This window comes from Jiangella muralis (genome assembly GCF_001270745.1).
GTDB classification, from domain to species: domain Bacteria; phylum Actinomycetota; class Actinomycetes; order Jiangellales; family Jiangellaceae; genus Jiangella; species Jiangella muralis.
Window position 1 is genome coordinate 224,242 of the sequence record NZ_LFXL01000027.1, and the last position, 12,264, is coordinate 236,505.

Here is a 12,264-nt window from a genome sequence, read left to right on the forward strand (position 1 = left end):
TCTAACGTGGTTCCCATGAACGACACCATGATCCAGACCACCGGTTTGACCAGGCACTTCACGGTCAAGAAGGATGTCGTCGAGGCCGTGCGCGGGCTCGACCTGCACGTCGCGGAGGGCGAGCTGGTCGCCCTGCTCGGACCGAACGGCGCCGGGAAATCGACGACGCTGCGCATGCTGACGACCCTGATCCCGCCGACCTCCGGCACCGCGACGGTGGCCGGCTACGACGTCGTCGACCAGCAGCGCGAGGTGCGCCGGGTCATCGGGTACATCGGCCAGGGCAACGGCGCCGCGCACGCCCAGCGCGGCCGCGACGAGCTGGTCAGCCAGGGCCGGGCCTACGGCATGAGCGGGCGCGACGCGAAGGCGCGCGCGGACGAACTGGTCGCGTCGCTGGACCTCGCCGCCGTCGCGGACCGGCCGGTGTCGTCGCTGTCGGGCGGGCAGAAGCGGCGGCTGGACATCGCGATGGGCCTCATCCACGCGCCCCGGCTGCTGTTCCTCGACGAGCCGTCCACCGGGCTGGACCCGCAGAACCGCGCCAACCTGCAGGAGCACATCCTGAAGCTGCGCGCCGACCACGGCACGACGATCGTGCTGACGACGCACTACCTCGACGAGGCCGACGCGATGGCCGAGCGGGTCATCGTGGTCGACCACGGCACCGTCATCGCCGACGACACCCCCGCCGGGCTCAAGGCCGAGCACGCGGGCGACCTGATCACGCTCGGCTTCGCGTCCGGGGCGGACGCGGCGCGCGCGGCTCAGCGACTCGGCGCGCTGGACGGCGCCGCCGTCAGCTCCGACGGGGTGCAGGTCGAGGTCCGCGCCCAAGGCGGGCCCCGGTTGGTCCCAGGCATCCTCCGCGACCTCGACGCCGCCGGCATCGCCGTCGAGTCCACCACCGTCAACCGGCCCACCCTGGACGACGTCTTCCTCAACCTCACCGGGCGCAGCCTGCGCGAGGGCGTCGTCACCACGTCGACCGAGGAGGTCGCGGCATGAGCAGCACCACCATGATCACCGACACCGTCACCGTCTTCAGCCGCGAGCTGCGGCCCGTCCTGCGCGACCCGTTCTCCGTCGTGTTCAGCATGATCCAGCCACTGGTCTTCCTCGGGCTGTTCGCGCCGCTGCTGCCCGAGGTCGAGGGCGGCTCCGCGCTGCAGTGGTTCGTACCCGGCATCGTGGTGATGTCGTGCCTGTTCAGCACGTCGTTCACCGGGTCGAACCTGCTGTTCGAGATCCAGACCGGCGCGCACGAGCGGATGCTGGTGACGCCGCTGCGGCGGCCGGCGCTGATCGTCGGGCGGGCGCTCAAGGAGATCGTCCCGATGATCGTGCAGACCTTGATCATCGTGCTGGTCTGCGTCCCATTCGGCTTCGACCTGCACATCCTGGGCGTCCTGGCCGGCGTGGCGATCCTGGCCGTCATGGCGGTCGGGCTGGGCGCGTTGTCGTACACGCTGGCGCTGGCGTCGAAGAACACCGAGTGGCTGTTCTGGACCGTGCAGCAGACGGTGTTGTTCCCGCTGTTGCTGCTGGCCGGCATCCTGCTCCCGGTCGACGACGGTCCCGGCTGGCTGCGGGCGCTGTCCAGCGCGAACCCGCTGACCTACGTCGTCGACGCGGAACGGGCCCTGTTCAACGGCGAGTTCCCGGCATCGACCGTCCTGGCCGCCGTCGTCGCCTCGGTCGCGGTCGCGGCGCTCGGCCTGGCCGTCGGCACGCGGGCGATGCGCCGCTCGTCCTAGTCTGACGTCCATGGCGGCGGCGCTGGCGGCGGCCGGCATCGACTACGTGCACCTGCCCGCGCTGGGCAACCCGAAGGACAACCGAGTGCCGTTCGCCGCGGGCGACCCGGCGGCCCGGCAGCGCTACGCCGACCGGCTGGCGCTGCCGGAGGGTCAGGAGGCGCTGGCCCTGCTGGCCGAGGAGTCCGAGACCCGGCTGGTGGCGCTGCTGTGCCTGGAGGCGGACCAGTCGCGCTGCCACCGCCAGGCCGTACTCGACGTGCTCAGTGGGACGTCTCCGCGAGGTGCGCCGCCGCGAACACCCCGGCCGGGTCCCGATCCCGCTTGATCTCGGCCAACCGCGCCAGCGCCGCAGGCGTGAACGCCTCACGACCCAGCGTGGCCGCGGCCGGTCCGCTGAGGAAGTTGAGGAATCGCCGGCCGGTGCCCCAGGGCAGCAGCGCGGCCAGCGCCGTCTCACCCGGCGACGGGTCCAGCCCGACGGCGACCAAAGCTGAACGCGGCGTCGCCGTGGTCGAGGGCACGCGGCTGCTCCGGCGGCCGGGCCAGCGCGCCGCCCAGCTGCCGGACGTCGGCCATGATCAGGGCCCCTGATAACTGCACGCGGCTGAGAACATGGGCAGCAGGGGACGGCCCACTGCGGCAAGGCGGCGAACTGCGGACAACGGCGAACCGTTACGCGATCCCCAACGCCACTGTGTGGATTCGCTGCGCCGGGTGGGGCGGATCACTGTTCCCCTGACAACAGCGACGCCACCCAGCAATCACAGTGATCCCACCCAGTGACGCGCCAGGGCGCGCAGTCGTTGCGGCCGGGATCGAAGTGAGGTCGCTGCGGAAACGACGCGGCATCACTGTCGCGGACACGACAGTGTTCTCACATCGATCCCCGCATCGTTGCGCCGGGCTAGGACTCACCGGTGCGCTGGAACACCAGGCAGTAGTCGCCGGTGAGCCATTCGGGCTGCTCGTCCCAGCACAGGAACGTCTCCTGCCGGAAGGCCAGGTGCCGGCCGACGATGGCGCCGACGTCCCAGGCGAGGGTGGTGGCGACGCCGTCGTCGATCATGTTGCCGACGTTGAGGACGAGGTGGCCCCACGGCCGCAGCAGCCCGGCGACCTGGCCGAAGATCCGGTCCAGCTCGCCGAGGTAGGTCTGGTAGTCGCCGTCGAGGGTCTCGTAGGCGTTGAGCGGGTTCTCCGGGTGGTTCTTCAGCGTCATGTACGGCGGCGACGTCAGGCACAGGTCGACCGGACGGTCCACCAGCGCCGCGACCTCGCGGGCATCGCCGTCGATGACCTCGCCGGCCCCGCCGAGCCGGCGGCGGATCATGTCCGCCCGCTCCGGCAGCAGCTCGACGCCCAGGCCGGACCGGCCCATCCGCTCCGCGACGACCAGCGTGGTGCCGAACCCGGCGAACGGGTCGAGCACCAGCTGGCCGGGCAGGGAGTACTCGGCGATGACCGTCTCGGCCAGGTTCTCGGTGAAGTGGACGTTCTCGTCGGCCTCCGCGTAGCGCTCGCTGACGAGGTCGTCCATCCACTGCTGCAGCCAGGGCCTCATACGGATATCTTGCCGACCCGGCCGGCGCGGTGGTGCCGGGACCCGGCCCGTACGCTGCTCGCTGTGAGCGCGGAGCGGACGAATTGGGCGGGCAACCTCACCTACGGCGCGACCCGCATCCACACGCCGTCGTCGGTCGAGGAGCTGCAGGACGTCGTCGCGCGCACCGGGCGCATCCGGGCGCTGGGCAGCCGGCATTCGTTCAGCGACGTCGCCGACACCACCGGTGAGCTGGTGTCCGTCGCCGGGCTGCCGCCGCGGGTCGACGTCGACGCGGCGGCCCGGACGGTGACGGTCGCGGCCGGGCTGCGCTACGGCGACCTCGCCGAACAGCTGCACCGGCAGGGCTGGGCGCTGCACAACCTCGGTTCGCTGCCGCACATCTCGGTCGCCGGCGCGGTCGCGACGGCCACCCACGGCTCCGGCGACGGCAACGGCAACCTCGCGACGGCGGTCGCGGCGCTGCACCTGGTGCGGGCCGACGGCGAGCTGGTGACGCTGCGCCGGGGCGAGCCGGACTTCGACGGCGCGGTGGTGGCGTTCGGCGCGCTCGGGGTCGTGGCCGCGGTGACCCTGGACGTCGTGCCCGCGTTCGACGTCCGGCAGGTGGTCTACGACGACCTCGCGCTGGACACCGTCGGCGAGCGGTTCGATGAGATCTTCGCCGCCGCGTACAGCGTCAGCGTCTTCACCGACTGGGCCGCGACGACGCGCAGCTGGGTCAAGCACCGCCTCGGCGACGGCGACTGGACGCCGGACCCGGAGTGGATGGGCGCCCGGGCGGCCGACGGCCCGCGCAACCCGGTCCCCGGCATGCCCGCCGTCAACTGCACCGAGCAGCTCGGCGTGCCCGGCCCGTGGTACGACCGGCTGCCGCACTTCCGGCTCGAGTTCACCCCGAGCAGCGGCGACGAGCTGCAGTCGGAGTTCCTGGTCCCGCGCGCCCACGGCGTCGCGGCGTTCGGCGCCGTCGCGGCGCTGGCCGGGCACATCGCGCCGGTGCTGCAGATCTGCGAGCTGCGTACCGTCGCCGCCGACGAGCTGTGGCTCAGCCCGTCCTACGGCCGCGACGTCGTGGGCTTCCACTTCACCTGGCGGAAGGACCCCGAGGGCGTCGCCCCGGTGCTCGCGCGGATCGAGCGCGCGCTGGCGCCGTACGAGCCGCGGCCGCACTGGGGCAAGCTGTTCACCGTCGCGCCCGAGCAGGTGCGCGAGCGGTATCCGCGGCTGGCCGACGTCCGCCGGCTGCGCGGCGAGTACGACCCCGACGGGTGTTTCGGCAACGCCTTCACCGCCCGTTACCTGGGATGACGTCGCCAGTCACGGAACCGGCGGGACACCGTCGCCGTCGAATCGGTCATGAAACGGTGGTTTGCCGGCCTTGCCACTTTGGGCATGGTCGCCGGTTGCTCGATCGGTGCTGACGACGAAGACGGTGCGATCGCCGTCATGGGGCTGACGTCGTTCGACGCGTGCGATGACGTCTTGGACCACCTGAAGACGGAGGCGAGCGAACGGGTCGGGCCGTGGGGCCTGGGCGGCGTGACCGAGGCCTACGCGGCCGAAGGGGCAGCCGAGGACTCCGCCGCCCTCGCCGCGCCGCAGGACGCGGGCCGCGACGACAGCGGGGGCGCCCAGTCGCACTCCACCACGAACGTGCAGGAGGCCGGCGTCGACGAGCCGGACGTCGCCAAGACCGACGGGCGGCTGCTGGTCACCACGACCGGCGGCGACCTGCGCATCGTCGACGTCACCGGCGACGCGCCGCGCGAGGTCGGCCGGCTGGCGCTCACCGACCCGGCGGCGAAACCGGCGCCCGGCCAGACGATCGCCCCGGAGTTCGCCCCCGAGACCGTCGACGCCTCGGTGTTCCTGGCCGGGGACCGCGTCGTCGCCCTCGTGCGGCAGAACCCGATGATCGCCTACGACATGATGCCCGGCTACGCCCCCGGCGGGATGACGTCCACGACCGCGGTCCTGCTGATCGACATCTCCGACCCCGCCGAGCCGGTGGTCGAGTCCAGGCTGCAGGTCGACGGCGACTACCTCGACGCCCGCATGGTCGACGACACCGTCCGGCTGGTCGTCAGCTCCTACCCCACCATCGAGTTCCCGATGACGGAGGCCGACGCGAACCGGCCGGAGGACGAACTGACCGAGCGCAACCGCGCGATCGTCGAGGAGTCCACGATCGCCGACTGGCTGCCGTCCTACACCTTCACCAGCGGTGACAGTGAGCCGGAGACCGGGCAGCTGGTGAGCTGCGAGCAGGTGAGCCGGCCGGACGAGTTCGCCGGCTTCTCCATGCTCAGCGTCCTGACCTTCGACCCGGACGACGGCCTCGGCGCCGACGGCTCCGTCGGCGTGCTGACCGACGGCGACACCGTCTACGCCAGCCAGGACCGCCTGTACGTCGCGACGACGCGGTGGGGCGACCCGTTCGCGCCGTCCGACGACGCGATCCGTTCGATGCCCGCGTCCGGCGACGTCACCACCGGCATCCACGCGTTCGACATCACCGGCAACGTTCCCGCGCGGTATCTGGCCTCCGGCGAGGTCGAGGGCCGCATCCTCGGCCGGTACGCGATGTCCGAGCACGAGGGCGTGCTCCGCGTCGCCACGACCATCGACTCACGGAGCGGCGAGACCGACACCAGCGAGAGCGTGCTCTACACGCTCGAGGAGGGCGACGGCGAGCTGGTTCAGCTCGGGCAGGTCGGCGGGCTGGGCAAGGGCGAGCAGATCTACGCCGTCCGGTACTTCGGCGACACCGGCTACGTGGTGACGTTCCGGCAGGTCGACCCGCTCTACGTGCTCGACCTGTCCGACCCGGCGGCACCGGCCGTCACCGGCGAGCTGAAGATCACCGGGTACTCGGCCTACCTGCACGACGCCGGCGACGACCGGCTGCTCGGCGTCGGCCAGGAGGCGTCCGCGGACGGTCAGGTCCTCGGCGCGCAGATCTCGCTGTTCGACGTCGCCGATCCCGCGGCGCCGGCCAAGCTGGACGGCCACGTCGTCCCGGGCGCGTGGTCGCAGACCGAGTGGGACCCGCAGGCGTTCCTGTTCTGGGCGGACACCGGGCAGGTCGTCGTGCCGATCGAGTCGACGACCGGGCCCAGTGCGCTGGTGGTCCGGCTGGACGGCGACACCGTCACCGAGCAGGGGCAGGTCACCCGCACCGAGTCGCCCCGCGACGGCTGGGCGTGGCTGCGCCGCACCGTCGTCGTCGGCGACACCCTCTACACCGTGTGGCAGGACGGCGTGCAGGCCAACGGGCTGGCCGACCTGGAGCCGCGCGGCTGGCTGGCGTTCGGTCAGCCGTAGGGGGTGTCTGACGGATATTGGCGGATGCGGGCGGCGTCCAGGGGCCGGTCCAGCAAGGCGGAGGAGGAGGTCGATGCGGAGCCATCGGCCGACGACGACAACGCAGCTGGTCGGCGTCTGGGCGTCGATCCGCGCCGCCGAAGATCCGTCAGCCACCCCCTTGAGGGGTGGCGCTGGCCGACGCCGCCGCCTCGGCCGCGCACGCCTCGTTCAGGGTGGCGAGGTACTCGTCCAGCGGCTCCAGCCCGGCCTCCGCCCGCCGCTCGTCGACCGTCTCCGGGTCGGCGAGCGGCGCCGGCTCCGGCACGCCGTCGACGCAGGCGATCTGGGTGCCGTAGACCTGCTCGCCGCCGGTGTTCAGGGCGACGCGGTCCTCCAGGTAGGCCAGCTCGCCGGCGTCGGCGAGGCCGGCCTCGGCGGCCGGTCGCATCAGCTCGAGCGCTCGCTGCTGGAACTCGGGGTCGAGGTCGGAGTGCTGGGCGATCACCCAGGCCGCGCTGGCGCCGTCCGCGCCGACCAGGTCCGACCCGGGCCAGCCGTGCTCGTCGACGATCTCGGCCAGCCGGTCGGTGCGCTCCTGGTCGTTCCACTCGGCGACCGCGCCGGTGCGCTCGGCCTGGTCCTGCTCCTTCATCGCCAGCAGCTCGGTGCGCAGCTCGTCGTCCAGCTCGCGCTGCGACGGCGACGGCGACGGGCCTGCGTCATCGCCCCCGCACGCCGTGACCAGCAGGACGAGGACCAGCAGCGCCGTCCGGATCATCCGCACAGTATGGCGACGCGGGCCGCCGCGGGGAATGCCTCAGCGGTCGGTGTTCGCGCCGCAGAGCACGATGCACGGCAGCTCGCCCGGGACACGGCCGGCCAGCCAGGCGGCGAACGGCACCGCGGCCGCCGGCTCGACCAGCAGCCGGAACTCGTCCCACAGCCGTTCCCGGGCGGCCAGCAGCTCGTCGTCGGTGACCAGCACCGAGTGAACGTCCGCCGCTGTCAGGATCGCGAACGGCAGCTCGCCCACCCGCGTCGCGCCCAGCGCCGACGCCGCGACGGAGTCGACCTCCGCGTCGACCGGCTCGCCCGCGGCCAGCGCGTGGTGAAGGGCGCAGCAGTGCTCCGGCTCGACGGCGACGGTGACGCGGCCGCCCGCGGCCAGCACGGTGCCGGCCGCCAGCCCGCCCCCGCCGACTGCGACCGCCACCGCGTCGACGTCCGGCGCTTCGGCCACCACTTCGGCGGCGACCGTCCCCTGACCGGCGATGACGTCGGGGTGGTCGTAGGCGGGCAGGTACCGCGCGCCCGGCTCGGCGGCCGCGTCCGTTGCCGCCGCGGCCGCTTCGGCGTAGGTGCCGCCGCGCCGGACCAGCCGGGCGCCGGCCTCCTCGATGCGCCGCGCCTTCGTCTCCGGCACCGCCTCCGGCACGAACACCGTCGCCGGCAGCCCGAGCAGCCCCGCCGCCGTCGCGACGCCGAGCCCGTGGTTGCCGCCCGACGCCGTGACGACGTGCTCCGGCCGGTCGCCGCCGAGCAGCGCCGTCAGAGCGCCGCGCAGCTTGAACGAGCCGCTCCGCTGCAGGTGTTCGAGCTTCAGCAGCACCGGCCGGCCGTCGACCTCGGCGCGCAGCAGCGGGGTGTGCCGGATGTACGGGGCGATGGTCGCCGCGGCGGCGGCCACCGCGGCCGGCCCGGGCGGCTTCGCCGGCGCCTCGCTCACCCGAGGTGCCCGGCCAGTTCGTGCAGCGACGCGATGCGGTCGGGCTCGCCGGCCGGGCCGGTGCCGCGGCGGTCGAGGTGGACGGCGCGCAGGCCGGCGGCACGGGCGGCGACGACGTCGAGGTGGTGGTCGTCACCGACGTAGAGGATGGTGGCGGGGTCGAGATCGAGCTCGGCGCACAGGGCGGCGTAGGCGCCTGGGTCGGGTTTCGCGCTGCCCACCGCCTCGGCGGTGAGCACCGGCCCGACCCGACCGGCCAGCCCGATGACGTCGACCTTGTCGTGCTGCATGTCCTCGGGGCCGTTGGTGAGGATGGCGGTGCGCAGCCCGGCCGCCGCCACCAGCTCCAGCGCCACCTCGGCGTCGTCGAAGCGCTGCCAGCCGGCGCGGTAGGAGGCGAAGTAGTCGCGCCACAGCGCGTCGAGGCCGGACTGGTCGACCGGCGGGCGGCCGATCAGCTCCAGCAGCTCGCCGATGCGGCGGCGCCGTTGCTCGGCCATGCTGACCAGGCCGTCGCGCCAGGCGTTGTAGTGGCGGTCCTGCAGCTCGAACCAGGCGGCGGTCAGCTCGGGTGTCGCGGGCCCGTGGATGGACGACAACCAGCTGCCGAAGCCGCGGGCCGCGGATCCGGAGTGATCGAAGAGCGTGTCGTCGAGATCGAACACCACCGCCGCGAGCTGAGCCACGTCTCCCACCCTACGTGGGCCGGATCCAGACCCGTTCGCCGTCCTCGTAGCGGTCGGTCGGGTGCAGCCCGGCCCGCCGGGCGACCGCCATGGACGCCTGGTGCTCGGGGTGCACGTGCGCGGTGACGGTCTGGACGCCGCGGGCGTCGAGCCACTGGACCAGCGCGACGGCGGCCGTGGTGGCGTAGCCCTGCCCTTGAAACGCGGCGCCGACGATCCAGGCGATCTCCGCCTGCCGGCCCTCGTCGGTGATGGTCGCCTGGACGGTGCCGACGGCGTGGGCGTCGAGCGTGCGGCGGACGATCCAGTTGTGCCACTGCTGCCGGCCGTCCGGCGACCGGCCGGCGACGAGGCGGGCGTAGCGCTCGCGCAGCCACGGCAGCGTCGGCGGCGCACCGCCGATGTACGTGTACAGCGCGGGGTCGCTCAGCACGTCGACCATGTCGGCGGCGTCGTCGACGGTGAGCGGGACCAGCTCGCACCGGCCGGCGACGATGCGGCTCACAGCCGGCTCGCCACAACCGTCGCGGGCCGCCCGACGAACGCGCCGTAGCCGTCGGCGGCGGCCTGTAATCCGGGCGTCGCGGCCGCGCGCAGCGGCTCGTACAGCCCGACGTCGAGGACCACCTCGCCCGCCTTCAGCGTCCGCCGCCACCGCCCGGCGACCTGGGTGCCGAGCAGCAGCACTCCGTTGGCGACGTCGAGCCGGGCGCCCGCCGTGACGTCGCCGAGGTCGAGCAGCCGCTTGCTCTCGGTGTAGCCGACGAGGTACTCGTCGTAGGCCTGCAGCAGGTGGACGGCGGTCTCGTCGACGACGGCGCCGGCGGCGCCGGCCGCGGACCAGTAGGTGACGCCGTCGACGTCGATGCTCTCGAGCGCGTCGCCGGCCGCGGCCAGGCCGGTGGCGATGTCGGCGAGCGTGAGGCTGGACCACCACGACAGGTCCTTCGCGGTGGCCGGGCCGTGGCTGGTGAAGAACCTCACGATCAGCCGGACCAGCGCCTCGTCGCGGTCGAGCGGGGCGATGGCCGGCGCTCGCTCGTCCAGCAGCGCGTACGTGTGCTGCTTGCCGCGCAACGGGCCGTTGCACACGACCTGCTCGAGCTCGGCGTACATCAGAATGTAGGCCAGCCGGAACCGCTCGGCGACGATGCCGTGCCGTTCCAGTACCGCCCCGATCTCGGGCCGGGTCAGGTGGACGCCTCCGGCCAAGGCGTCGGCGACGAGGCCGGCCGCCCGTCGCAGCAGGGTGTCGTCCAGTTCGAACCGCCGGTACGGGTAGCCGTTGAGCACGTGCACCCGTGGGCCGGTGAGCGCCAGCAGCCAGCGGATGTCGGCCGGCGTGACGAAGTGCCAGGTCGGCCGTAGGACGTGCGTGCGCAGCAGCTCGCCGTCGGCGAAGGCGCGGTCGAGGTCGGCGTCGGTGACGGCGCCGCCGAGGCGCTGCGCGACACCCCACTTCGCCGGGTGGTAGTCCTGCGACTGCACCGCGCCGAACCAGCCGACCACCTCGCCCGGCGTGGACGCGTCGAGCGGGCCGCCGAGGCCGACGGTGCGCAGTCGGCGGCGGACCAACTCGGCGTCGTCCACCACTCAGCCCTGCCGCGCGGCCCAGCCGCGGACGACGTCGTCGAGGACGCTCATCGGCAGCGGGCCGTTGCCCAGCACGACGTCGTGGAAGCCGCGCAGGTCGAAGCCGTCGCCGAGGGCGGCCGCGGCGTCGGCGCGGATGCGCTGGATCTCCAGCCGCCCCACCATGTACGCGAGCGCCTGGCCGGGTGCGGAGATGTAGCGGTCGACCTCGGTCTCGATCTCGAGCCGGCTGGTGGCGGAGTTGGCGACCATGAAGTCGACCGCCTGCTGCCGGCTCCAGCCCTTGGCGTGCAGCCCGGTGTCGACGACCAGCCGGCAGGCCCGCATGGAGTCTTCGCTGAGCATGCCCAGGAGGGCGGTGTCGTCGGAGTACAGGCCCATCTCGTCGGCCAGCCGTTCGGCGTAGAGGCCCCAGCCCTCGTCGAACGCGGTGACGTTGGCCAGCCGGCGCAGCAGCGGGAGGTCGGTCAGCTCCTGGGCGATGGTGAGCTGGAAGTGGTGGCCGGGCACGCCCTCGTGGAACGCGACGGCCTCGGCGGCGTAGCGGTCGCGCTTCTCGGCCTCGTAGGTGTTGGCGAAGTAGGTGCCCGGGCGGCTGCCGTCCATGGCCGGCTGCATGTAGTAGGCGCCCGGTGCGCCCGGTGCCTCGGCCGCGGGCACCGCCTCGACGACGCAGCTCTGCGACGGCAGCCGGCCGAACCACTGCGGCGCGACCTGCTCGGCCCGCTTGATGGCCGAGCGTGCGGCCCGCAGCAGCTCGTCGCCGTCGCCCCAGCGCATGGCCGGGTCGGTGCGCAGCCGCTGCAGGATCTCGGTCAGCTCGCCGGTGCCGAAGGCCCGGCCGCCGACGGCCGCGTACTCGGCGGTGAGCCCGGCCAGCACGTCGAGGCCGGTCTGGTGCAGTTCGTCGGGCGTGCGCGTGGTGGTGGTGTGGCCCTTGGTGAGCTTCGCGTAGAACTCGTCGCCACCCGGCAGCCAGCACAGCCCGCCGCGGTCGTCGGGGCGGCCGTGCGGGACGACGTCGGCGGCGACGGCGTCGCGGTAGCGGCCGACGGCGGGGTGGACGACCTCCGCGAGCAGGCGGTCGCGCTCGGCCCGGAACGCCGCGGCGTCGGCCCCGCTGCCGGCGGCCGGCTCGGGCCGGCGGAGCGGGTCGTCGCCGGGGCTGGCGAGATAGCGGGTGAAGTGCTCTGTGGTGGCCTCGGCCAGCCGGCGCACCGGCAGCCGGCCGGCGGCGATGCCCGCGCGGTGCCGTTCGGCGATGGCGTCGAGCATGGCCGGCAGCGCGGCCAGCCGGGCGAGGTAGCCGTCGGCGTGCGCGGACTCGGTGATGCCGGTCATCGGCAGGAACGACAGCGTGGCCGGCGCGGGCGCGAAGAAGGAGTCGGTGACGGTGTACTCGACGGCGCGGACGGCGAGGCGGTCGCGCTCGGTCTCGATCTGCTGCAGGATGACCGCCCGCGTGATGCGCTCGGCGTCGTCGAGCCCGGCCGGGTCGACGGCCTCGGCGCGCGCCGCGATGCCGGCCAGCCGGGCGTCGGCCGCCGCCTCGCCGGCCTCGGTGTAGTCGGTGAGCTGATCCTCGCGGTCGCGGAAGCCCAGCAGCGTGGCCTCCAGCGGGTTGGCGTC

At 73.5% G+C, this 12,264-nt stretch carries 13 protein-coding genes; 5 read left to right on the top strand and 8 right to left on the bottom strand.

Annotated features, from left to right (window positions below):
• Positions 1-27: 27 nt before the first annotated feature.
• The 3 genes from ACW62_RS23570 to ACW62_RS23580 are packed head-to-tail and all read left to right on the top strand — an operon-like array spanning position 28 to position 2,085.
• Complete coding sequence (locus ACW62_RS23570) at positions 28-1,008, top strand: ATP-binding cassette domain-containing protein (protein WP_053206570.1); 981 nt, start codon at positions 28-30, stop codon at positions 1,006-1,008.
• A complete protein-coding gene (locus tag ACW62_RS23575) occupies positions 1,005-1,757 on the top strand; it encodes an ABC transporter permease (protein ID WP_053206544.1) in 753 nt (250 codons plus the stop codon). The genes ACW62_RS23570 and ACW62_RS23575 overlap by 4 nt, the downstream gene beginning before the upstream one ends.
• A 10-nt stretch (positions 1,758-1,767) precedes the next feature.
• Positions 1,768-2,085 (top strand): DUF488 domain-containing protein, encoded by a 318-nt coding sequence (locus tag ACW62_RS23580; protein ID WP_053206545.1) that lies wholly within the window; start codon positions 1,768-1,770, stop codon positions 2,083-2,085.
• On the opposite strand, the gene ACW62_RS23585 is transcribed toward ACW62_RS23580, so the two are convergent.
• Together ACW62_RS23585 and ACW62_RS23590 are read right to left on the bottom strand one after the other, a co-directional pair.
• Positions 2,021-2,281, bottom strand: a complete 261-nt coding sequence (locus ACW62_RS23585) for a hypothetical protein (protein WP_157574938.1) — start codon at positions 2,279-2,281, stop codon at positions 2,021-2,023. The genes ACW62_RS23580 and ACW62_RS23585 overlap by 65 nt on opposite strands.
• A 383-nt stretch (positions 2,282-2,664) precedes the next feature.
• Complete coding sequence (locus ACW62_RS23590; RefSeq protein WP_083460082.1) at positions 2,665-3,321, bottom strand: DNA methyltransferase; 657 nt, start codon at positions 3,319-3,321, stop codon at positions 2,665-2,667.
• Positions 3,322-3,384: 63 nt separating this feature from the next.
• Here ACW62_RS23590 and ACW62_RS23595 point away from each other — a divergent pair, with 63 nt between their 5' ends.
• On the top strand, positions 3,385-4,632 hold the full coding sequence (locus ACW62_RS23595) for a D-arabinono-1,4-lactone oxidase (protein ID WP_083460083.1): 1,248 nt from the start codon (positions 3,385-3,387) through the stop codon (positions 4,630-4,632).
• A gap of 138 nt (positions 4,633-4,770) precedes the next feature.
• On the top strand, positions 4,771-6,648 hold the full coding sequence (locus ACW62_RS23600; protein ID WP_169792115.1) for a beta-propeller domain-containing protein: 1,878 nt from the start codon (positions 4,771-4,773) through the stop codon (positions 6,646-6,648).
• Positions 6,649-6,796: 148 nt separating this feature from the next.
• Here ACW62_RS23600 and ACW62_RS23605 read toward each other — a convergent pair whose 3' ends face one another.
• The 6 genes from ACW62_RS23605 to ACW62_RS23630 all read right to left on the bottom strand — a co-directional run.
• Positions 6,797-7,408, bottom strand: coding sequence for a DUF6624 domain-containing protein (locus tag ACW62_RS23605; protein ID WP_053206549.1), 612 nt, complete (start codon positions 7,406-7,408; stop codon positions 6,797-6,799).
• 39 nt (positions 7,409-7,447) lie between these two features.
• Positions 7,448-8,356 carry a serine/threonine dehydratase gene (locus ACW62_RS23610; protein ID WP_053206550.1) on the bottom strand — a complete coding sequence of 303 codons (909 nt, stop codon included), beginning with the start codon at positions 8,354-8,356 and terminating at the stop codon, positions 7,448-7,450.
• Positions 8,353-9,042 (bottom strand): HAD family hydrolase, encoded by a 690-nt coding sequence (locus ACW62_RS23615; RefSeq protein ID WP_205629548.1) that lies wholly within the window; start codon positions 9,040-9,042, stop codon positions 8,353-8,355. The genes ACW62_RS23610 and ACW62_RS23615 overlap by 4 nt, the downstream gene beginning before the upstream one ends.
• Before the next feature lie 10 nt (positions 9,043-9,052).
• Entirely contained in the window at positions 9,053-9,547 is a 495-nt protein-coding gene (locus ACW62_RS23620; protein ID WP_053206551.1) for a GNAT family N-acetyltransferase, read from the bottom strand.
• Positions 9,544-10,635: a winged helix DNA-binding domain-containing protein gene (locus ACW62_RS23625; protein WP_053206552.1), complete on the bottom strand. Its 1,092-nt coding sequence runs from the start codon at positions 10,633-10,635 to the stop codon at positions 9,544-9,546. Before ACW62_RS23625 ends, ACW62_RS23620 begins: the two co-directional genes overlap by 4 nt.
• Positions 10,636-12,264 (bottom strand): DUF885 domain-containing protein (locus ACW62_RS23630; RefSeq protein ID WP_157574939.1); only part of this gene is annotated, 1,629 nt, incomplete at its 5' end. It abuts the gene before it with no gap.